We start from the raw sequence: 22,165 nt of genomic DNA on the forward strand, positions 1-22,165 counted from the left end.
TTGCACAAGGCCTATCATCTACTAAAATAAGCCCTAATTTAGACCAAACGTTTGCCTACCAAGATGAAGCTTAATTTTCCGACCTATCTCACCCTCTTTCGGGTTATCCTGATCCCGCTTTTTATTGCGGCCTTTTACCTCCCGCCTGCCTACGCCCCTGAGGTCTCCACCCTGATTTTCTTTATCGCCTGCATGACAGACTGGTTTGACGGCTATCTGGCCCGCAAGTGGAACCAAACCACCCGCCTGGGTGCGTTTTTAGACCCCGTGGCAGACAAGGTTTTGGTGGCGGTGGCCTTGGTTTCGGTGGTCGAATACTATCATCTTTGGTGGATAACCATTCCCGCAGGCATTATGATTTCCCGTGAAATCATCATCTCCGCCCTTCGGGAATGGATGGCCGAAATCGGCGAACGGGCCAACGTGGCTGTGTCTAAAATGGGCAAAATCAAAACCACCGCCCAAATGCTGGCCCTAGGCGGCCTACTCTGGCGGCTCAACGAAACCATGGAAATCCTGGCCTTTATCCTGCTTTATGTTGCCGCCATTTTGACCATTTGGTCCATGTGGCAGTACCTCAAGGCCTCAAAACCGAGTTTGTTGAAGCCCTAAGGCCAATCCCTTTTCAGAAATGGAGAGGGATTTTGTTTTTTCTGATATAATTGCATAGTTTTTAAAGATGAAGCCATTTGATAGCGCCAGCCTCCAGGCTGGTGCTGAAACCTATTGATATATAAGGCACAAGCGTGGACGCTTGCGCCATCATTTAGAAAGGATAACTTATGACCCCTGTTGTTGCCCTAGTGGGCCGTCCTAATGTGGGCAAATCAACCCTCTTTAACCGCCTGACCCGCACCCGTGATGCTTTAGTCGCAGACTTCCCGGGCCTAACCCGTGACCGCAAATACGGCCAGGCCAATATTGCCGGCCACGATTTTATCGTGATTGATACTGGCGGGATCGATGGCACAGAAGAAGGCGTGGAAGAAAAAATGGCCGAGCAATCGCTCCTAGCCATTGAAGAAGCCGATGTGGTGCTCTTTTTGGTGGATGCCCGTGCAGGCCTGGTGCCAGCGGATCTCGGCATTGCCCAATACCTCCGCCAGCGGGAAAAAACCACCGTTGTCGTGGCCAATAAAACTGACGGCATTGATGCCGATGCCCACTGTGCTGAGTTCTACCAATTAGGCCTAGGCGAGGTGGAACAAATCGCTGCCGCCCAAGGCCGGGGTGTAACTCAACTTATCGAACAAGTGCTTGCCCCACTCGCCGAAAAACTCGAGGCCCAAGCGGATGAAAATGCCCAAGATCTTGCAAATGATGAAGAGCAGGACGAATGGGACAGCGACTTTGACTTCAACAATGAAGAAGATACCGCCCTTTTAGATGAGGCCCTGGAAGAAGAAGCCGAAGAGCAGGACAGCCGCAATATCAAAATCGCCATTGTCGGCCGACCGAATGTGGGCAAATCCACCCTGACCAACCGCATTTTAGGCGAGGATCGGGTGGTGGTTTATGATATGCCGGGCACAACCCGGGACAGTATCTACATCCCTATGGAGCGGGACGGCCAGGAATATACCCTGATTGACACTGCCGGCGTGCGTAAGCGGGGCAAGGTGCATTTGGCGGTGGAGAAATTCTCTGTGATCAAGACCCTTCAGGCCATTCAGGACTCGAATGTGGTCTTGCTGACCATTGATGCTCGAGAAGGCGTGTCTGATCAGGATTTATCGCTTTTGGGCTTTATCCTCAATGCCGGTAAGTCTTTGGTGATTGTGGTCAATAAGTGGGACGGCCTGTCGCAGGATGTGAAAGACAACATCAAGTCTGAACTGGATCGTCGTTTAGACTTTATCGACTTCGCCCGAGTGCATTTTATCTCTGCCCTGCACGGCAGCGGGGTGGGCAACCTCTTTGGTTCTATCCAAGAGGCCTATGCCTGTGCTACCAAGAAAACTTCAACTTCTATGCTGACCCGTATCCTGCAAATGGCCACGGATGAGCACCAGCCGCCTTTGGTCAATGGTCGCCGAGTCAAGCTCAAATACGCTCACCCAGGTGGCTACAACCCGCCGATTATTGTAATCCACGGCAACCAGATGGATCGCCTGCCAGATTCCTACAAGCGTTATTTGTCTAACTACTATCGCAAGACCTTGAAGATCATCGGCTCGCCAATTCGGGTGCTTTTCCAAGAGGGTAACAACCCATTTGCCGGCAAACGCAACCTGCTGACCCCAACTCAGCTGCGTAAACGCAAGCGTTTGATGAAGTTTATTAAGAAAAATAGAAAATAGTCCTTATATATTTAGCGATGGCGCCAGCCTCCAGGCTGGTGCCTGTCCAATAGCTTATCGGCACAAGCGAGGACGCTTGCGCCATCATGTTTAGGAGAAACCATGTTCCCACCAAAAAACCTCGAAGCCATCGCCCAACAACTCCACAATGCCCTGCCACAAGGCCTAAAAGATGTGGGCAGCGATTTAGAAGAAAAATTCAAGCAAGTCCTCCAAGCCCAACTGGCCAAGCTAGACATCGTCACCCGTGAGGAATTTGACGTGCAGTCCCAAGTTCTGCTCCGCACCCGTGAAAAATTAGTGGAGCTGGAAAAACGGGTCGATGAGCTTCTGGCACAAAAGGCTGAAAACAGCCAAAGCCAACCCAATTCAAATTAACTTTTTGAGGAAACTCGTATGCAATCAATCAACCCAACCCAAACCCCTGCCTGGCAGGCCCTCAGCCAACACAAGGCCAATATTCCAAGCATCAGCCAACTTTTTGCCCAAGAACCCAAGCGTTTTGAGCATTATTCCCTGGGCTTTGAAAACCAAATCTTGGTTGATTATTCCAAAAACAATATCACCGCCCAAACCTTGGAACTTTTGCGCAACTTAGCCAAGGAGTGCGGTTTAGACGCTGCCAAGCAGGCCATGTTTAGCGGCCAAAAAATCAACCGTACCGAAAACCGTGCTGTTTTGCACGTTGCCCTGCGTAACTGTGCTAACTCCCCGATTGAGGTGGACGGCAAGGATGTGATGCCAGAAGTTAATGCTGTGCTGGCCAAGATGAAGGCCTTTAGTGAGCGGGTGATTTCAGGCGACTGGAAGGGCTACACCGGCAAGGCTATTACGGATGTGATTAACATCGGCATTGGCGGTTCAGACCTGGGCCCTTATATGGTGACTGAGGCCCTGCGCCCTTATAAGAACCATCTGAATATGCACTTTGTGTCTAATGTGGACGGCACCCATATTGCGGAAACCCTGAAAAAATGCAACCCAGAAACTACCTTGGTCTTGGTGGCTTCTAAAACCTTTACCACCCAAGAAACCATGACCAATGCTCTTTCTGCCCGTGACTGGTTGTTAGCAGCTGCTCAGGATGAATCAGCCGTGGCCAAGCACTTTGTGGCCCTTTCCACCAATGCCAAAGAAGTAGCCAAGTTCGGCATTGATACGGCCAATATGTTTGAATTTTGGGACTGGGTGGGCGGCCGTTATTCCCTCTGGTCAGCCATTGGTTTGTCCATTGCCCTTTCTCTAGGCTTTGAGAATTTTGAGCAACTGCTTGCAGGTGCCCACGCCATGGATAAGCACTTCCTCAATGCCCCTGTGGAAGAAAATATCCCAACCACCCTGGCCCTTATCGGCATTTGGAACAACAACTTCCTAGGGGCAGAAAGCGAGGCCATCCTCCCTTACGACCAATACCTCCACCGCTTTGCCGCCTACTTCCAACAGGGCAATATGGAGTCCAACGGCAAGTATGTGGGCCGTGACGGCAAGCCAGTCAGCCACCAAACAGGCCCGATTATCTGGGGCGAACCAGGCACCAACGGCCAGCACGCCTTCTACCAGCTTATTCACCAGGGCACCAAATTGATCCCGTGCGATTTTATTGCGCCTGCCCAAAGCCATAACCCGATTGGTGATCACCACAGTAAGCTACTGTCCAACTTCTTCGCCCAAACCGAGGCCCTGGCCTTTGGTAAATCTAAGGAAACGGTTGAACAAGAGTTCCTACAAGCGGGTAAAAGTTTGGAAGAAGTTGCAAATATCGTGCCTTTCAAGGTCTTTACCGGCAACAAACCGACCAACTCTATCCTGGTACAAAAAATCACCCCGTTTACCTTGGGTGCCTTGATTGCCATGTATGAGCATAAGATCTTTGTCCAAGGCGTGATCTTCAACATCTACAGCTTTGACCAATGGGGCGTGGAGCTGGGCAAACAACTGGCCAACCGCATTTTGCCAGAATTGGAAAATGAAGAAGTGATTAGCAGCCACGACAGCTCAACCAATGGTTTAATCAACCAGTTTAAGGCCTGGCGTTAGGCAAGGGCCTGCAAGCGGTAGAAAATTTGCAAAAAACTGCAAAATTTTTACCGCTTGTTTAAGCTTTATCCTAAATTCCTAGCCAAATTGCTCTTTTTCTATTAATATTTGTTCTATTTTGACGAATTTATAAGGATTTTCTGTGCCAACTCGAGATTATGCTAAGTCCCGTAAACGCAAGGGGAAAAGCACCTACCTCATTTTAAGTTTAATTCTGCTCTTCATTGGCTTAAGTGCGGCAGGCCTTTATTTCTTAAAAGAAAAGGCGCCCGCCCCTGTGATTCCTACACCGACCAATGCGGTACAAGCCCCGAAAAGTAGCCTGCCAAGCCGCCCAGAGGAGGTTTACAGCTACATTCGAGACCTGGAAACCCGGGAAATTCCTGTCGGCCAAGATGAAAAACACCTGGCCCAACAGGCAAAACTCAATGAGAAACAGGAGAAACTTCTGCGTGAACGCAAGGCCTTAGAGGAAAAACGCTTGGCCGAACAAGCAGCAATCAATAACCAAACGCCGCCTAAAACCGAGGGAAGTGCCACAGATAGCTCAAGCCCGGCGATTAACCAGTCGGCAGAACAAGAGCTAGCCCAGCAAAAGGCCAGGGAAGAAGAGAAACGTTTGGCAGAGGAAAAACGCCGTAAGGAGCAAGAGCGTAAGAAGCAGCAAGAGCTGGCGGCAGCCAAGAAAAAAGAAGAGGAAAAGGCCAAAACCAAAATCGTGGCCAAGGCTGGCAATCCTCAAGAAGCACCTAAGCAGGTCGGCCAATTTGGCCTCCAATGCGGCGCCTTTAAAAACAAGGCCCAGGCTGAAAATATGCAGGCTCGCTTGGCCATGTCAGGCTTCAATGCCCGCATCAACTCCAGTGCCGATTGGAACCGTGTGGTGGTTGGCCCCGTGGGCGACCGTGCCGCGGCATCAAGAGCGCAGACCAATGCCCGCAGCGTGGCCGATTGTGTGATTGTAGGAATGTAATTTTAAATTGATTAAGAGGTTATTATGAAAATTATTTTATTAGGCGCACCAGGCGCAGGCAAAGGAACCCAAGCCCAATTTATGATGAATAAATTCGGTATTCCACAAATTTCAACTGGCGATATGTTCCGTGCTGCCATCAAAGAAGGCACCGAGCTGGGCAAACAAGCCAAGGCCCTCATGGACGAAGGCAAACTGGTGCCAGATGAACTGACTGTGGCCCTGGTAAAAGACCGCATCGCCCAGCCAGACTGTGCCAAGGGCTTCTTGCTAGACGGCTTCCCACGCACCATTCCCCAGGCTGATGCCCTGAAAGAAGCGGGTGTTAAAATCGACTTCGTGCTTGAGTTTGATGTAGCTGATGAAGTGATTGTAGAACGCATGAGCGGCCGCCGTGTCCACCAGCCATCAGGCCGTACCTACCATGTGGTTTACAACCCACCAAAAGTGGAAGGCAAGGATGATGTAACCGGCGAAGACCTCATCATCCGCCCAGACGACAAGCCAGAAACCGTGCTTGACCGCCTCGCCATCTACCACAAACAAACCAAGCCTTTAATTGCCTACTATACTGCCCAAGCAGAAGCGGGCCAAACGGTTTACCACCGTTTAGATGGCACTCAACCTGTTGAGGCCGTGAGTGCAGAACTCAACCGAATCTTAGGTTAGGCTTAGCCCTTTAAACAAGCGGGGCGATTTGCAAAAAATCTTGCAAATCGCCCCGCTTGTCTTTGGTTAGCCGACAGGCCTATTTGGCCTTTTTAGCCTTGGTCGCTTTGGCTTTTTTCTTCTTAGGTTTGATGGTTTTGGCTTCCTTAAAGACCGGCTTTTCAGCGGACACTTTAGCCTTCTTCTTGGCCGTTTTGCCCTCGCCTCTTGGCTTACGCAGGCTGGTAATCAGGGCGAAATCGATCTTCTTATCATCCAGATTGACATTAATCACCTTAACCTTGACCGGGTCGCCCAGGCGGTAAATGATGCCTGAACCGCCCACCAAGCGTTGGCGGTCGTTGTCGAAATGATAGTAGTCGTTGTCTAGGGTAGAAATATGCACCAGGCCGTCAATCAGGAGTTCATTGAGTTTCACAAAAAGCCCAAAGCCCGTGACACTAGAAATCACGCCCTCAAAGGTTTCCCCCAGATGATCCTGCATATACTCACACTTGAGCCAGTCGGCCACATCACGGGTGGCTTCATCGGCCCGGCGTTCGGTGGCAGAGCACTTGTCGCCGAATTGATCCATATCGTCTAGCTGGTAGTGGTAGCCGCCGCCATCGGTATAGTGGCGTTTCGCTCCCTTTTGCTTCTCGATCAGATACTTAATGGCCCGGTGGAGCAGGAGGTCTGGGTACCGCCGAATAGGCGAGGTAAAGTGGGCATATTGGGTCAAAGCCAGGCCGAAATGGCCCACGTTGTCAGGCGAATAGACCGCTTGACGCAGCGAGCGGAGCAACATGGTTTGAATCAGCTCCCGATCGGGCCGTTCCTGCACCTTTTCCAAGAGCTTGGCGTAGTCTTTGGGCTCTGGCTTAAGGCCACCGTCTAAGAAGAGGCCACATTCTTTGAGGAAGGTGCGGAAGCTGGTTAGCTTTTCCTCACTTGGCTCGGCGTGAATACGGAAGAGGGCAGGTTCGTTGGCTTCTTCTACAAAACGAGCGGAGGCGATGTTGGCCAAGATCATACATTCTTCGATGATCTTATGGGCATCGTTGCGAATAAGGGGTTCTATCCGCTCAATCCGACCTTCTGGATTGAAAATAAACTGGTTTTCCACCGTTTCAAACTCAATGGCCCCCCGTTTTTGCCGTTCGGCAACCAGGGTTTGGTACATGGCGTTCAGCTCTTCCAGGTGTGGCACCAGGTAGAAATAACGTTCCCGCAGCTCAGCATCGCCCTGCAAGATCTTCCAAACCTTGGTGTAGGTCAGGCGGGCATGGGAGTTCATCACAGCCTCATAAAACTTGTGGCTGGTTAATTTGCCGGCCTTAGAAACGGTCATTTCCGCCACCAAACAGAGCCTGTCTACCTGTGGATTAAGGGAGCAGAGGCCGTTGGAGAGGATTTCAGGCAACATAGGAATGACCCGATTAGGGAAATAGACCGAGTTGCCCCGGGCTTGGGCTTCCAAATCCAGAGCCGTTTTAGGGCGGACATAATAGCTCACATCCGCAATGGCCACCCAGAGCCGCCAGCCCTCGCCCTCTTTTTGGCAGAAAACGGCATCGTCAAAGTCCCGGGCCGATTCGCCGTCAATGGTGACCAGGGGAAGTTGACGCAGATCCACCCGCCCTTGCTTGGCCTCTTCAGGCACTTCTTCGCTAAATTGGCGGATCTGCTTTTCCACGCCTTCTGGCCAAACGTGGGGAATATCGTGGTTACGCAGGGCGATTTCAATTTCCATACCTGGGGCCAGGTTGTCGCCCAGAATTTCGGTGATATGGCCCACCGGGCGGTTAAAAGAGGCCTTGCGGGGTTGCAATTCGACCACGACTACCTGTCCCATTCTGGCCCCCAAACGCTGATCGTCTGGGATGAGAATATCCTGGGTCAAACGGCTGTCGTCCGGCACCACAAAGCCAATGCCCGACTCCAGGAAGAAACGGCCAACTACCTGCTTTTTACGGGCCTCTAGCACCCGCACAATCCGCACTTCCTTGCGGCCACGACGGTCTGTGCCATTGGGCTGGGCCAGGACAAAATCGCCGTGCATCACCCGGGCCATCTGATTGTTGGGGATAAACCAGTCGTTATCGCCCTCCACCTGCAAAAAGCCGTAGCCATCTCGGTGGCCTAAGACCGTGCCCTTGAGCAGGTCCATCTTTTCAGGCAGGGCGTACTTCTTGCCCTTGGTAAAGACCAACTGGCCATCGTTTTCCATGGCTCTTAAGCGGCGGCGAATGGCCTCAGCACGCTCTTCATCGAAAATATGGAAGGTTTCCAGCAGGGCCTCCCGGCTCATAGGGGCGTCAAAGTCCCGAATGGTTTGTAGGATAAAATCCCGGCTGGGCACGGGGTTCTCGTATTTTTCTGCTTCTTGTTGATAGTTTGGATCAAGTATCATCTGTTTTCTCTTCATAGGGATATAAATAAAACAAGCGGGCCAAATCTCGGCTGTTTTTGCAAATTTTGTGAGATTTGGAACCGCTTGCAGTTTGTAAAAAAATCGTGATAGCTAAGGATACGCCTTAGACGGGGTGTTGTCAATTTGTACAGTTTTTGCCTAGAATGTTTAGGAATAGGCATAAGGTACTTTTTATTCGCTGCTAAAACGCTTAAAAATCAAGGAAGTATTAACCCCACCAAAGGCAAAGTTATTATTCATCACATAATCGGTTTGAATAAATTTGCCGTCTCCTTGAATGTAATCTAACTTGCCGCAGCGTTCATCAATATGATCCAAATTGAGGGTTGGGGCGAACCAGCCGTCTCGCATCATTTCAATGGAGAACCAGGATTCCAAGGCGCCACAAGCCCCCAAAGTATGCCCTAGGTAGGATTTTTGCGAACTAAGGGGAACCTGCCCAAAGACGGCTTCGGTTGCCAGCGTTTCGGCAATATCGCCCTGCTCTGTTGCCGTGCCGTGACCATTGACATAGCCGATTTGGGAAGGCTTAATGCCCGCATCTTGAATGGCCAGTTCCATACAACGTTGCATAGTGTCCTTTTGCGGGCGGGTAACATGGCTACCGTCGCTATTGGCCCCGTAGCCTACAATTTCAGCAATAATGTTGGCACCACGGGCTAGGGCGTGTTCTAGTTCTTCAAGCACAAACATGCCTGCCCCTTCGCCAATCACAAGCCCGTCCCGATCCCTGTCATAAGGGCGAGGGGTGGCTTGAGGGCTGTCGTTCTTGCGGCTGGCTGCATAAAGCGAGTCAAAGACATAAACCTCCGACAGGCAAAATTCTTCACCACCGCCGGCCAGCATCATTTTCTGCATACCGTATTTAATGGCCTCATAGGCATAGCCAATGCCCTGACTGCCTGATGAACAGGCACTGGAGGTCGGGATAATCCGCCCAGTCAGGCCAAAGAAAATCCCTACATTGGCAGCAGTGGTATGGGGCATCATTCGCACATAGGTGTTGGCGTTGAAGGTGGTGGATTTGCCAGTTTCCAGCAGCATACTGACATCACGCACATCACGAGTGCTGCCGGTGCTAGAGCCGCTGGCCACCCCCATTCGTCCATCCTTAAGTTCGGGCAAAATCTGCCCCTCCTGCATAAGACCTGCCTGGGTCAAAGCCTGTTCAGCCGCATCAACACAGAATTGGGACACCCGCCCCATAGAACGCAGTTGCTTACGGTTCCAATGGCTAGGTGGTGTGTAATCACGGATCATGGCCCCCAGACGGGCTTCCAAGTCCACATATTTTTCATCCACCTCAAGGGCCTGCACTGCATTTTGCTTCTGCTCAAAGGCCGCCTTAATCTCTGCCCAAGAACGCCCAAAGGCGGTAATGCCCCCAATGCCTGTAATTACAACTCTTTTCATTTCTAGCCTACTTTGTAAAAAATAATCAGGCAGATTATAGCAAAGGTTCTTGAAGATAATCTCCTTATTTTATTGGCTATTTACTAGCAATAAAAAACTGGCCCCAATAAATTGAGGCCAGCCTTCGATATTTAATTTAACCCTTTAGGCCAAATTACATATTTTGTGTAAAGGTACGCGTAATCACGTCTTGTTGTTGTTCCTTAGTTAAAGAGTTAAAACGCACAGCATAACCTGATACACGAATGGTTAATTGCGGGTATTTTTCAGGGTTTTCCATGGCGTCTAACAACATTTCACGGTTCATGACATTTACGTTGAGGTGTTGGCCGCCTTCCACTTCGGCTTCGTGGTGGAAGTAACCGTCCATAAGGCCTGCAAGGTTACGTTTTTGGGCTTCGTAATCCTTACCTAGGGCGTTTGGTACGATTGAGAAGGTGTAAGAAATACCATCTTTAGCGTAGGCAAACGGCAGTTTAGCCACAGAGGTCAAGGAGGCTACCGCACCTTTTTGGTCACGGCCGTGCATTGGGTTTGCACCTGGGCCGAATGGGGCACCAGCACGACGACCATCTGGGGTGTTACCGGTTTTCTTACCATAAACCACGTTAGAGGTGATGGTGAGAACAGACTGGGTTGGGGTGGCGTTACGGTAAGTACCCAATTTTTGGATTTTCTTCATAAAGCGTTCAACCAAGTCGCAGGCGATGTCGTCTACACGGTTGTCGTTGTTACCGAATTGTGGGTATTCGCCTTCGATTTCAAAGTCAATCGCCACGTTTTTCGCCACGCCTGTCACTTCGCCCGCTTTGTTTTTGATTTCAATATCGCCACGGATTGGTTTTACCTTAGCATATTTAATCGCAGAGAGTGAGTCGGCTGCCACGGAAAGACCAGCAATACCACAAGCCATGGTGCGGAAGACATCACGGTCATGCAAGGCCATGAGTGCCGCTTCATAGGCATATTTGTCGTGCATAAAGTGGATGATGTTAAGGGCTGTGACATATTGTTTGGCCAACCAGTCCATAAAGCCGTCTAGGCGTTCCATCACTACATCGTAGTTGAGAACTTCGTCTGTGATTGGGGCAGTTCTTGGGCCAACTTGGTCGCCTGATTTCTCATCCACACCGCCGTTGATTGCGTATAGGAGGGTTTTGGCTAAGTTTGCACGGGCACCGAAGAACTGCATCATTTTACCCACGATCATTGGCGATACGCAGCAAGCAATGGCATAGTCATCGTTTTGGAAGTCTGGACGCATTAAATCGTCATTTTCATACTGTACCGATGAAGTATCGATAGACACTTTAGCCGCATAGCGTTTAAAGCCATCTGGCAAACTTTCAGACCAAAGAATGGTTAAGTTCGGCTCTGGTGATGGGCCCATGGTGTAAAGGGTGTGGAGAATACGGAAGCTGTTTTTGGTCACAAGTGTGCGGCCGTCCATACCCATACCCGCTAGGGTTTCCGTTGCCCACATTGGGTCGCCAGAGAAGAGTTGATCGTACTCAGGTGTACGCAAGAAACGCACCATACGGAGTTTCATCACCAAGTGGTCGATAAGCTCTTGGGCTTCTTGTTCAGTGATTTTACCCGCTTGGAGGTCACGCTCAATGTAAATGTCTAAGAAGGTAGAAACACGGCCGAAAGACATCGCTGCACCGTTTTGGGATTTCACCGCTGCGAGGTAAGCAAAGTAAGTCCATTGCACCGCTTCTTGAGCGTTGGTAGCAGGGCCTGAAATGTCGTAGCCGTAAGAAGCTGCCATTTCTTTCATTTTGCCAAGGGCACGGTGCTGTTCAGCAATTTCTTCACGCAGCTGAATAGTGGCTTGAATGTCCACGCCACTTTCTAATTTTTCTTGAAGAGAGTTAAATTGTTTAACCTTATCCTTCATCAAGAAGTCTGCACCGTAAAGGGCCATACGGCGGTAGTCACCGATGATACGGCCACGGCCATAAGCATCTGGCAAGCCAGTGATAACGCCAGATTTACGGCAGCGGAGGATGTCTGGGGTGTACACATCAAACACACCTTGGTTGTGGGTTTTTCGGTATTCTGTGAAGATATGCTCAACTTCAGGTTTGAGCTCACGGCGATAAACCTTGCAAGAACCCTTAACCATATTGATCCCGCCATAAGGCATGATGGCACGTTTTAATGGGGCATCTGTTTGAAGACCGACGATTTTTTCAAGGTCTTTGTTGATGTAGCCAGGGGCGTGGGAAGTGATGGTGGATGGGGTGTCCGTATCAATATCATAGGGTTCGTGGGTTTTGTTTTCCACTTTGATTTTTTCCATCACATCTGTCCAAAGGGTGGTGGTCGCCTCTGTTACTTCTGCAAGGAAGGATTCATCACCTTCATACGGGGTGTAGTTTTTTTGGATAAAGTCACGCACATTGACTTCGTTTTGCCAGTCGCCTTCGGCAAAACCAGCCCAGGCTTTTTGTTGCGCTTCAGTTAATTGAGCCATTTTTTGTCCTCTAAAGTTGATTTAAAACTGCTTACAAGCGGGGCAAATTTGTAAAAAATCTGCAAATTTGAACCGCTTACCTAAACTCATCGATAGCGCCAGCGTCCACGCTGGTGCTATTTTGAACCAAGGCACCAGCGTGGACGCTGGCGCCATCATTACTTAATGCTTTCTCAAATGCAAAAACCACTGCACCAAGCCGATAAAGACTGCACCACCCACAATATTCCCTAGAGTGGCTGGAATTAAATTTTTGGTCACAAAATGTGAGACCGTTAAATCGGCAAATTGGTTCGGGTCAATATTAATGCTTGTCCAAAATTCTGGGCTGGCAAAGCTGTGGATAACAATTCCCATCGGCACCATAAACATATTGGCCACACAGTGCTCAAAGCCCGAGGCCACGAACATGGAAATAGGCAGGATCATAATAAAGGCCTTGTCGGTCAAGCTCTTGCCAGCATAGGCCATCCAAACCGCAATACAAACCATGATATTACAGAAAATGCCTAGGCTAAAGGCCTCACTCCAACTGTGATGGATCTTATGTTGGGCAGTGTTTAAAATCACCAAGCCCCATTGGCCCTTGGCGGCCATAATTTCGCCGCCAAACCAGACCAAGCCCACAATAAAGAGGGCGCCAATCAGGTTACCCCCATAAACCACCAACCAGTTTTTAAGCACCTGGTGCCAGCTTAGGTGACCAGAGGCTTTGGCAATCACGGTTAAGGTTGATGAAGTAAAAAGTTCTGCGCCTAAAACCACGCACATAATAATACCCAAGGAGAAAACTAAGCCGCCAATCAGCTTGGCCACACCCCAAGGTAATTCGCCCGCCCCGACCTGGGTGGTAGCGTAAAACACAAAGGCGATAGAAATGTAGGCTCCCGCCGTGATGGCGGAAACAAAAGAGTAGAATTGATTTTTGGTGGCCTTATAGACGGCACCGTCTTCGGCAATCTTTGCCATTTCTGCTGGAGAAAACATGGTCATTCTTCAACTAATTTTTTAAGATTTATAAATTTTGTTGAATTATAGACCGCTTGGAGGGGGTGATGAAAGGAAATTTTACCAAAATGGGGGGGCTATCTTGATTTACATCAAACCTTTAACAAGCACAAAATTTAATCGTACCTTTTGGTAAAATTTAGCTTACAAATTTGTAACAAGAAAGGTGGTTGGTAAGCTTGCCCAACCATGATATTTTCTGCAAAAAATTCAGTAAATTCACCCGCTTGTTGGCCTTGGGGATTGACTAAGCCACATAACCCGCTAGAATTCGTCAGATCATCTCAAAAAATTTTACCAAGGATTTGCAAATGAACTTATACAACATCAAACACCCTGAAGAAGTGGTGAATTTTGCTCAGGCGGTACGCCAGGGCCTGGGCAAGGATCAGGGGCTTTTCTTTCCTGAAACCATCCCGCAATTAGACAACATTGAAGAACTCTTAGGCCTGCCTTTGGTTGAACGTAGCCAGAAAATCCTTGCGGCTCTCATTGGTGAGGAAATCCCAGCCGCCACCCTCAATACCATGGTTCAAAACGCCTTTACTTTCCCTGCGCCACTGGCTCAGGTCACTGACGATATTTATGCCCTGGAACTCTTCCACGGCCCAACCCTGGCCTTTAAGGACTTCGGCGGCCGCTTTATGGCCCAAGCCCTAGCCGCTGTGAGAGGTAAAGGAAAAATTACCATTTTAACCGCCACTTCAGGCGACACAGGTGCTGCCGTGGCCCATGCCTTCTATGGTTTAGAAAACATCAACGTGGTGATTTTATATCCAAAAGGCAAGATCAGCCCACTGCAAGAAAAACTCTTCTGCACCCTGGGTGGCAATATTCGCACAGTGGCCATCAATGGTGACTTCGATGCCTGTCAGGCCTTGGTTAAACAAGCCTTTGATGATGCCGAGCTGCGCCAAGCCATCGGCCTAAACTCGGCCAACTCCATCAACATCAGCCGCCTCTTGGCTCAAATCTGCTACTACTTTGAAGCCGTGGCTCAACTGCCAAAAGCCAAGCGGGACAAGGTGGTGGTGTCTGTGCCAAGCGGTAACTTCGGCAACCTGACTGCTGGCCTGATTGCTAAGAGCTTGGGCCTGCCAATCAAGCGCTTTATCGCTTCAACCAATGCCAACGATACCGTGCCACGCTACCTCAAATCAGGCCAATGGCAGCCAAATGCCACCGTGGCTACCCTGTCTAACGCCATGGACGTAAGCCGTCCAAACAACTGGCCACGGGTGGAGGAACTCTTCAAACGCAATGGCTGGAGCTTGAACGAACTGGGCTCTGCAGCCTTAAACGACAGCGAAACTGAAGCCGCCCTTCAAGCTCAACATGAAGCAGGCTACCTCTGCGAACCGCACGGCGCCATTGCCTACCAGGCCCTGAAAGACCAGCTTCAAGCTGATGAAACAGGGATCTTCCTTTGCACAGCTCACCCAGCCAAGTTTAAGGAGTCGGTGGAGCGTATTTTAAATCTTGAACTGCCTCTGCCAGAAGCCCTAGACAAGCACAATAAGCTGCCGCTCTTATCTGATGAAATGGATGCAGATTTCTCGGCACTTCGAGCCTATTTATTAAAATAACCAGATTGGCTGCCCTTGGGGGCGGCCATTTTTTTAACCTAAAATAAGAGGAAACCATGACAAGCACAAACTTATATGAAAACAGCTGGCAAATCCGTGTAAGCGACCCAGGCGAAGAGGGCGCCCACAGCCACTTGTTTGAAACCACCAGCGTGACCTTGAGCGCAGAGCCAAAGGGCAAGGACTTGGTTTACCATTTCCTACGCAAAACCGAAGAAAGGGTGGAACAAGAAATCACCTTGGAGCAATCCAACGAACTCTTTAAACTGATGGCGGATTATTTAGATCCGGTAGGCATGGGGAATTTAGGGGTGCAAATTGGCTTGCTCAAAGCCAGCCTCTAAGTGCAAGCGGCTAGAAAGGGACTAAATCTTGCAAAAGAAAAGCCTAGGATTTTCATCCTAGGCTAACACTCAAACTTAGAGCTTCTGAATACGGAAAACATCTAAATCCGTGTGGTTCCATTCCTTGTCTAATTTCCCTTCAATGCGGATCTTATCGCTTGGGGTGATGTTTTGGCCGTTCCAGGCTTCGTCTTCTACTTCAATTTTAATTTCGCCTGAAGCGTCACGGAAGATGAATTCATCCTTGTCGATTTGTTTAACGATATTACCTTCGAGCGTCACGATGCTGTTATCTTTGGCTTCTTTGGCCTGGGCGATGGTCATAACCTGGCCGACGTTAGTGTTGTTAAAACCGCCTGCTTGGGCATTGTTACCTTGGAAGCCGCCTGCGGCTAAAGCAGAAGTGGCCATAAAGAGGGTTGAAAGGGCTAATAATTTTTTCATAAATACTCCTTGTTATAATAGGTTGATAAAAGCCTCTTGGCTTTCGATGGGGTATTTAATCAAATAAATCTTAAAGATTTCTTAATCTTGGCGAAAAAAGATAAAAAGTTTCCATTTTCTTGCTAAAATCCTGCCAACAATGCTTTAAGGAAACCTATGTTACTACTTATTCTTTATATTATTGGGATCACAGCCGAAGCCATCACCGGTGCCCTGGCTGCTGGGCGGGAAAAAATGGATATGTTTGGGGTGATTATCATCGCCTCGGTCACAGCCATCGGCGGAGGCTCGGTGCGGGATGTGCTGCTGGGCCATTATCCGTTGGGCTGGGTTGCCCATCCTGAATATTTTTTGATTGTGGCAGGGGCAGCCATTTTCACCATGTTTATCGCCCCCTTCCTGGGCTACTTCCGCACCATCTTCTTGGTCTTGGACGCCCTAGGCCTGATTGTCTTTTCCATTATCGGGGCGCAGGTGGCACTTGATATGGGTTATGGCTTGGTTATCGCCTCTATTGCCGCCGTGATTACGGGCGCCTTTGGCGGGGTCTTGCGGGATATGCTTTGTAACCGTATTCCTTTGGTTTTCCAAAAAGAACTCTATGCCAGTGTGTCCTTTATGTCTAGCTGCATTTATGTGGGCTTGCAGGAGCTAGGGCTAAGCCAAAATATTGTGGTGATTTTGACCCTGGTGCTGGGCTTTTCGCTGCGCCTCTTGGCCATTCGCTTTAAATTGGGCCTGCCTGTCTTTGAATTTGATGAAGCCCAGTATTTGGGCAAGGGTGATTTGTGGGATCGCTTGTCTAAGAAGAAAAAATAGGGATAAGAAAAACGCTAGTAGGCAACTACTAGCGTTTTTCTTTAGATGGCTCCTCCTGCGGGACTCGAACCTGCGACATATGGATTAACAGTCCACCGTTCTACCGACTGAACTAAGGAGGAATAATTATTTGTTAAAAGTGGTGCCTCGAGGCGGAATCGAACCACCGACACGGGGATTTTCAATCCCCTGCTCTACCGACTGAGCTATCGAGGCAACTCATGCTCGTTAGAGCAATGATTTAAAATAAAACGCTGATATAAAATCAGCGTCTTGGAATATGGCTCCTCCTGCGGGACTCGAACCTGCGACATATGGATTAACAGTCCACCGTTCTACCGACTGAACTAAGGAGGAATAGATGGTGCCTCGAGGCGGAATCGAACCACCGACACGGGGATTTTCAATCCCCTGCTCTACCGACTGAGCTATCGAGGCAACGTCTGTTGCGGGGCGTATTAAACCGTTTTTTCCGCCCCTCGTCAAACGTTTTTTTGAGAAATTCTGAAAAAAACGCTTAACTGCTTGCTTTAAATACAATTCGCCTTAAAAAACAACACCCTAGCGTGTGCCACGGTATTTCTTATAGGCTCGCTCCACCTTAACCAAGTAGTTACGAGATTCAGCCGCTGGGTGGGCCGTGGTTAAAATCCGATAAATGGCATCTGGTGAGAGATTATTGACACGGTTGATGGCCGCATACTTATCTCTGTCAAAGACCCGCATGGCGGCCCCTGCCCCGCCATTATAGGAAGAAATCATGGCATAACGCATGGATGTTGGGTTGCCAATGCCGGCCAAATATTCATTCTTCAAAATAGCCAGATACATGGTGCCCGCATCAATATTCTGCTTAGGATCGTAGAGGTAATCACGAGATGGCTGGCCGCCAAAGCCCTTACGTTCAAAAATATCCCGCCCTGCGGTGCGTGGAACAACCTGCATAAGACCAATGGCGTTAGCATGGCTAACCGCATAAGGGTTGAAGCTGGACTCAATTTCCATAATGGCCAGAATTAGGCCTTCCTCAATCCCATATTGGCGGGCAGCGTGACGAATATAAGGCATATAGCGTCTGGCCCGCACATCAACGTGGTTGGCCACCATGCCGATCTCAACATAGCTGACGGTACGTCCGTTTTTTAAACGGCGATTTTTGAGCTTGTTTTGCAAAAGATAGGTGGCAAAATCGTTGGCTAAGGCAATATTAGTAATCGAACGCCCATACTGATCCACCACTTGTCCCCTCAAGAAGGGCTGATTGCTAATCGGCGTATCGCCTGAGGCAAAAAGGTCGATACCTGATGGATCCGAGCCCATTAAAAGCGTGTGAATAATGGCATTACGCAGGTGGTTTCGGTCGCCCAGGGTTTCAATTTCGATCTTGCCATCTTCAAAGCTGATATGGCTACGGGTGTAGAATTGGTCGGTATATTTAACATAGTCCTTACGGCTGGCCACCAAGAGCTCATTGACCCCCCAAATCTGGTCGATATTGTGGGAAAATTGGCCCGTCAGCAAGTCCAGCCCCATGGTGTCCTTGCTGTAGTCTGGCCGCTTGACACTGGTGGAGCGACTTGGTTTAGAATCACCGCCACAGGCAGCCAAGAAGCTGGCTAAAAGGCAAACCGAAACAAACTTCTTCCAACTACGCATCTTTACCCTCAACTGGCACATAGCCCTCAATTTTGACTTCTTTGCCCTCAAAGAGGAAATTCACCATCTCGGTTTCTAGGAGCTGACGGTGCTCTGGGTTCATCATATTTAATTTTTTCTCATTCACCAGCATGGTTTGTTTTTTAATCCATTCAGACCAGGCCTGCTTGCTGATGGAATCAAAAATTCGCTTGCCTAGATCGCCTGGGTAGAGCTGAAAATCTAAGCCCTCTGCTTCTTCTTTTAAATATTCACAAAATACGGTTCTTGCCATAGGTCTATTCCTTCATGGTTAGCGTTAATTCATCTAAAATGCTTTTAATGGGCTGGGGTAGCCCGATTTGGCTAGGATGGGCTAGATCATACCAATAATCGGCCTGTGAAGCACGATAAATTGCGGTTTTTTCCTCTAGCACAAGCGGGCTATTTTGTGGATTTTTTTGCAAATCCAGCTCCACCAAAATAGGGTAAATATCCAAATGAAAGTGGCTGAAGGTATGCCTAAATGCCACCATCTGCTGCGATATTTGCAAATTATGGGCCGAAATCACCCGCTTGAGCTGATCCAAACTCTCAAATTGTGGGAAAACAAAGAGCCCGCCCCACAGGCCCTTTTCCTCTCGCTGTTTAAGCAGAACCTGACTGCCCCGCTTCAAAATCAAAAAATAACCCACTTTTTCTGGCAGGGCCTTTTTAGGCTTCTTGCCAGGAAAATCGGCCCAGGCCTCCAGGCGGTTTGCCTGGCAGGATTTTTCCAAAGGGCAAAGGGTACATTTGGGCTTGGAGCGGGTGCAGATCATGGCTCCCAAGTCCATCATGGCCTGATTAAAATCCGCAACCTGGCTTTGAGGAGTAACAAGGGCAGAAAGTTCCCATAATTTTGCCTCAACGGCCTTTTCGCCTGGCCAGCCGGCCACCGCAAAATGGCGGGCCAGCACCCGTTTAACATTACCGTCCAAGATAGGATGGGGGACATTAAGCACCGAGGAGAGAATGGCCCCTGCCGTGCTTCTGCCGATACCTGTTAGAGCCAAGACTTGCTCGAAATCGGTCGGAAATTCACCCCCAAACTCATCCCGAATCTGCTGGGCAGCCTTGTGCAAATTGCGGGCACGGGCATAGTAGCCCAGGCCTGTCCAGAGGTGGAGAACCTTGTCCAGCGGGGCATTGGCCAGGTCTAAAATGCTGGGAAAACGCTGGATAAAACGCTCAAAATAGGGAATAACCGTAGCCACCTGGGTTTGCTGGAGCATAACCTCCGACAGCCAAACCTGGTAGAGGGTCTTGCCCTGCTGCCAGGGCAGGTGCTTGCGGCCATAGGTTTCATACCAGGCCAAAACAGCCCCCGCAAAAGGGGCTTGAGCCGAGGACTGAGCCAAAGGATAGGATGATTGCGCCATAGGTTCCCCACTGAAAAGTGCAAATAGTGCCTGACAAGCGGGCAAATTTAAAGTATTTTTTGCAAATATTTGCCCATTTTCCACCGCTTGTAAGGAGACATTATGCCCAGCCCCATCTTAGGCTTTCACCATATCGCCATCATCGCCTCGGACTATGCAAAATCCAAGGCCTTCTACACCCAAGTTCTAGGGGCTAAAATCCTTGAAGAGACCTACCGGGAGGCCCGTCAGAGCTACAAGTTAGACTTGCGTTTTCCAGACGGCTCACAAATCGAGCTCTTTAGCTTCCCCAACCCACCGGCCCGCCCCACCAGCCCCGAGGCCTGCGGGCTCCGCCACTTGGCCTTTAGGGTAAAAAACATTCAACAAGCGGTGCAATATTTGGCAGAATTTGCAGTAGAGTGCGAACCCATTCGGATGGATGAACTGACTGGTAAACGTTTCACTTTCTTCCGAGATCCTGATAATTTGCCCCTAGAATTCTATGAAATGGAGGAAAAAGATGGAGATTAAATTAGTTAAGCCGACACTGGTCCACAAACCAACCGCCCAAGCCTACCAGGCCGCTTACAACCAACGCGGCCTGCAACTCCACGGCGTGTCTTTCAACAATTTTGACTGCTTTGAAGATTGGCTGGCCTTTAGCCAAGAGCCTGCTGGCAGCCCAACCCCCTGGGGCTTTCCTAAAGTCGCCGATGCCACCTATTTTGCCCTAGCCCCAACTGGCAGCATGGTGGGGGTGATCAACTTCCGCCACGAACTCAATGATTTTCTCCGCAAGCGTGGCGGCCACATCGGCTACTCCGTCCACCCCGACTACTGGGGCCAGGGCATCGCCAGTGCCATGCTCAAAACCGTCTTAGCCCAGGCCCAAGACCAGGGCCTTAGAGAGGTTCTTATCACCTGCAATGCAGACAACCCTGCTTCTGCCAGAGTGATTGAGAAAAATGGAGGGGTGCTAGAAAATGTGATTGAACATGAGGGGAAAGAGGTAAAACGGTATTGGGTGAAATTATCTAGGGATTCAAATTCTAAATAAGACATTCAATGTGGTTGGTAGGGACGCATTGCATGCGTCCCTACAATAGAATCTAACAACTCTACTTTTTTACCGAAAACTACATCGGGCCAATTGGCAAACCCAGTGCATAATAAATCAAGAAAAATATTCCCCAGCTAAAGAGTAAAATTAAGGCATAAGGCAACATCATAGATAAAAAGGTGCCAAATTTTATTTTGTTATCATATTGGGCAATAATGGCCAATATCATGGGAATATAAGAGTTTGTTGGCGAAATCACATTGGTTGTGGAATCCCCTATCCGATAGGCCATTTGAATTGCCTCAGGCTCAATGCCCAAAAGGACAAAAAGCGGAATAAATACGGGCGCCATCATGGCCCATTGGGCCGAACCACTAAAGACAACCATATTAATTGCACCCGCCAATAAAATTAAGATGGCCAGCATCATAACAGGCGGTAAATCCAAGTGGGAAAAGAAACCTGCCCCTTTTACCGCTAAATAGGTGGAAAGGTTAGTCCAATTAAACCAAGCAATAAATTGAGCAATCACAAAAACTAAAACAATATAATTGCCAACACCTTTTAGGGATCTGGCCATAAAGGCTGGAATATCATCAATATGTTCTAGCTTTTTTGCAACAAAGCCAAAAATGATCGAACATAAAACAAAGAAGCTAATTAAGATAGGAATAATCCCACTTAAGAAGGGGGAAGGAACCAGGCCGCCCTTCTCATTACGTAAAGGAGAACTTTCTGGGAAAATAAGTGCGATTAAAAGCCCAATATAAACAAGTGCGAATATACCTGTCACTTTCAAGGCCTTATATTCTAAGGGACTGACCTTATCTAAATCTTCTGAAACCTTGCCTGTATGATATTTCCTATTTTTAAAACGAGGTTCAATGATTTTTTCTGTGATAAAGGTACAAATAACCACCAAAAACGGCACTGAAATCAGCATAAAATACCAGTTTGCGGCAGGCGAGATTTGCTGATCTGACACAGATTTAATGGCTTCATTGGTAATGCCAGATAAAAGCACATCTGTACCTGCTATAAAGATATTGGCAGTAAAGCCCGCAGCAACCGCCACGAAACCTGCCGCTACCCCCACAACAGGATGGCGGTTGGTGGCAAGAAATATCAGGCCAGCGAGAGGCGGCACCAAAATAAAAGCCGCATCTGAAGCTAGGTTTCCAACAATGCCCACAAAGAAAATTGAGGCTGTAACCAATTTAGGCGGTGCATTTAAGAGCATGGCCTTAATCGCCGCCCCGGCCAGCCCCACTTCTTGCATAAAGCCGATGGCAATCATCATACATAACACCAGCCCCAGTGGTTTAAAACCAATAAAATTATCCACGGTGGACTTTAATATATAAACCAAGCCCTCCGAACTTAAGAGGCTTTTAATGGCAATTTCTTTCTGGTTTGCAGGATGAATAACACTGCTGTCGAATCCATGTAAGATTGCAGAAATAATAGCAACCATCAAACAAAGGAAAATAAAGAGGAAGAAGGGATGGGGAATTTTATTACCAAAGTCTTCTATTTTATCAGACCAAGAGCGAGTGTGTTGTGTTTGCATAGTCACTCCTTA

The 22,165-nt window shown here is 48.9% G+C and carries 20 protein-coding genes and 4 tRNA genes; 11 read left to right on the forward strand and 13 right to left on the reverse strand.

What is annotated here, in order from left to right:
- Positions 1-63 precede the first annotated feature (63 nt).
- The 6 genes from A4G20_00150 (at position 64) to A4G20_00175 (ending at position 5,979) form a co-directional block, all read left to right on the forward strand.
- Positions 64-612, forward strand: a complete 549-nt coding sequence (locus A4G20_00150) for a CDP-diacylglycerol--glycerol-3-phosphate 3-phosphatidyltransferase (GenBank protein QIW14901.1) — start codon at positions 64-66, stop codon at positions 610-612.
- 170 nt (positions 613-782) lie between these two features.
- On the forward strand, positions 783-2,300 hold the full coding sequence (locus A4G20_00155; GenBank protein QIW14902.1) for a ribosome biogenesis GTPase Der: 1,518 nt from the start codon (positions 783-785) through the stop codon (positions 2,298-2,300).
- 102 nt (positions 2,301-2,402) lie between these two features.
- Positions 2,403-2,678 carry a hypothetical protein gene (locus tag A4G20_00160; GenBank protein ID QIW14903.1) on the forward strand — a complete coding sequence of 92 codons (276 nt, stop codon included), beginning with the start codon at positions 2,403-2,405 and terminating at the stop codon, positions 2,676-2,678.
- Between the two features lie 18 nt (positions 2,679-2,696).
- A complete protein-coding gene (locus A4G20_00165) occupies positions 2,697-4,337 on the forward strand; it encodes a glucose-6-phosphate isomerase (GenBank protein ID QIW14904.1) in 1,641 nt (546 codons plus the stop codon).
- Between the two features lie 142 nt (positions 4,338-4,479).
- Complete coding sequence (locus A4G20_00170) at positions 4,480-5,310, forward strand: cell division protein FtsN (GenBank protein ID QIW14905.1); 831 nt, start codon at positions 4,480-4,482, stop codon at positions 5,308-5,310.
- A gap of 24 nt (positions 5,311-5,334) precedes the next feature.
- Complete coding sequence (locus A4G20_00175) at positions 5,335-5,979, forward strand: adenylate kinase (GenBank protein QIW14906.1); 645 nt, start codon at positions 5,335-5,337, stop codon at positions 5,977-5,979.
- Positions 5,980-6,058: 79 nt separating this feature from the next.
- Here the strand turns inward: A4G20_00175 and A4G20_00180 are convergent, their stop codons facing one another.
- From A4G20_00180 to A4G20_00195, 4 genes are all read right to left on the reverse strand, one after another.
- Complete coding sequence (locus tag A4G20_00180) at positions 6,059-8,371, reverse strand: ribonuclease R (GenBank protein ID QIW14907.1); 2,313 nt, start codon at positions 8,369-8,371, stop codon at positions 6,059-6,061.
- A 192-nt stretch (positions 8,372-8,563) separates the two neighbouring features.
- Complete coding sequence (locus A4G20_00185) at positions 8,564-9,805, reverse strand: beta-ketoacyl-ACP synthase II (protein ID QIW14908.1); 1,242 nt, start codon at positions 9,803-9,805, stop codon at positions 8,564-8,566.
- A 154-nt stretch (positions 9,806-9,959) separates the two neighbouring features.
- Positions 9,960-12,284 (reverse strand): formate acetyltransferase, encoded by a 2,325-nt coding sequence (locus A4G20_00190; GenBank protein ID QIW14909.1) that lies wholly within the window; start codon positions 12,282-12,284, stop codon positions 9,960-9,962.
- A 162-nt stretch (positions 12,285-12,446) separates the two neighbouring features.
- Entirely contained in the window at positions 12,447-13,271 is an 825-nt protein-coding gene (locus A4G20_00195) for a formate transporter FocA (protein QIW14910.1), read from the reverse strand.
- Between the two features lie 332 nt (positions 13,272-13,603).
- On the opposite strand from A4G20_00195, the gene A4G20_00200 reads away from it, so the two are divergent.
- Both A4G20_00200 and A4G20_00205 read left to right on the forward strand, forming a co-directional pair.
- Positions 13,604-14,878 (forward strand): threonine synthase, encoded by a 1,275-nt coding sequence (locus A4G20_00200; GenBank protein QIW14911.1) that lies wholly within the window; start codon positions 13,604-13,606, stop codon positions 14,876-14,878.
- Positions 14,879-14,934: 56 nt separating this feature from the next.
- Positions 14,935-15,222, forward strand: a complete 288-nt coding sequence (locus A4G20_00205) for a dithiol-disulfide isomerase (protein QIW14912.1) — start codon at positions 14,935-14,937, stop codon at positions 15,220-15,222.
- Positions 15,223-15,297: 75 nt separating this feature from the next.
- Here A4G20_00205 and A4G20_00210 read toward each other — a convergent pair whose 3' ends face one another.
- The gene (locus A4G20_00210) at positions 15,298-15,666 is read right to left on the reverse strand and encodes a TIGR00156 family protein (protein QIW14913.1); all 369 of its coding nucleotides are present in this window, start codon (positions 15,664-15,666) and stop codon (positions 15,298-15,300) included.
- Between the two features lie 156 nt (positions 15,667-15,822).
- Between A4G20_00210 and A4G20_00215 the strand changes: the two genes are divergently transcribed.
- Positions 15,823-16,485, forward strand: coding sequence for a hypothetical protein (locus tag A4G20_00215; GenBank protein QIW14914.1), 663 nt, complete (start codon positions 15,823-15,825; stop codon positions 16,483-16,485).
- 46 nt (positions 16,486-16,531) lie between these two features.
- On the opposite strand, the gene A4G20_00220 is transcribed toward A4G20_00215, so the two are convergent.
- The 7 genes from A4G20_00220 to A4G20_00250 all read right to left on the reverse strand — a co-directional run bounded on the left by A4G20_00220 (position 16,532) and on the right by A4G20_00250 (position 19,541).
- Positions 16,532-16,607: transfer RNA gene (locus tag A4G20_00220), tRNA-Asn, on the reverse strand.
- An 18-nt stretch (positions 16,608-16,625) separates the two neighbouring features.
- Positions 16,626-16,701 (reverse strand) — tRNA-Phe (locus tag A4G20_00225).
- A gap of 65 nt (positions 16,702-16,766) precedes the next feature.
- A tRNA-Asn gene (locus A4G20_00230) sits at positions 16,767-16,842 on the reverse strand.
- A 5-nt stretch (positions 16,843-16,847) separates the two neighbouring features.
- Positions 16,848-16,923: transfer RNA gene (locus tag A4G20_00235), tRNA-Phe, on the reverse strand.
- A gap of 123 nt (positions 16,924-17,046) precedes the next feature.
- On the reverse strand, positions 17,047-18,141 hold the full coding sequence (locus A4G20_00240) for a murein transglycosylase C (GenBank protein QIW14915.1): 1,095 nt from the start codon (positions 18,139-18,141) through the stop codon (positions 17,047-17,049).
- Complete coding sequence (locus A4G20_00245; GenBank protein ID QIW14916.1) at positions 18,134-18,415, reverse strand: oxidative damage protection protein; 282 nt, start codon at positions 18,413-18,415, stop codon at positions 18,134-18,136. Before A4G20_00245 ends, A4G20_00240 begins: the two co-directional genes overlap by 8 nt.
- A gap of 4 nt (positions 18,416-18,419) precedes the next feature.
- On the reverse strand, positions 18,420-19,541 hold the full coding sequence (locus tag A4G20_00250; protein ID QIW14917.1) for an A/G-specific adenine glycosylase: 1,122 nt from the start codon (positions 19,539-19,541) through the stop codon (positions 18,420-18,422).
- A gap of 102 nt (positions 19,542-19,643) precedes the next feature.
- Between A4G20_00250 and A4G20_00255 the strand changes: the two genes are divergently transcribed.
- Entirely contained in the window at positions 19,644-20,054 is a 411-nt protein-coding gene (locus tag A4G20_00255; protein ID QIW14918.1) for a hypothetical protein, read from the forward strand.
- The gene (locus A4G20_00260; GenBank protein ID QIW14919.1) at positions 20,044-20,580 is read left to right on the forward strand and encodes a GNAT family acetyltransferase; all 537 of its coding nucleotides are present in this window, start codon (positions 20,044-20,046) and stop codon (positions 20,578-20,580) included. The genes A4G20_00255 and A4G20_00260 overlap by 11 nt, the downstream gene beginning before the upstream one ends.
- 79 nt (positions 20,581-20,659) lie before the next feature.
- Here A4G20_00260 and A4G20_00265 read toward each other — a convergent pair whose 3' ends face one another.
- Positions 20,660-22,153 carry a p-aminobenzoyl-glutamate transporter gene (locus A4G20_00265; protein ID QIW14920.1) on the reverse strand — a complete coding sequence of 498 codons (1,494 nt, stop codon included), beginning with the start codon at positions 22,151-22,153 and terminating at the stop codon, positions 20,660-20,662.
- Positions 22,154-22,165 lie beyond the last annotated feature (12 nt).

It is taken from the genome of Pasteurellaceae bacterium RH1A (assembly GCA_012221805.1).
In the GTDB taxonomy this organism is placed as follows: Bacteria; Pseudomonadota; Gammaproteobacteria; order Enterobacterales; family Pasteurellaceae; genus RH1A.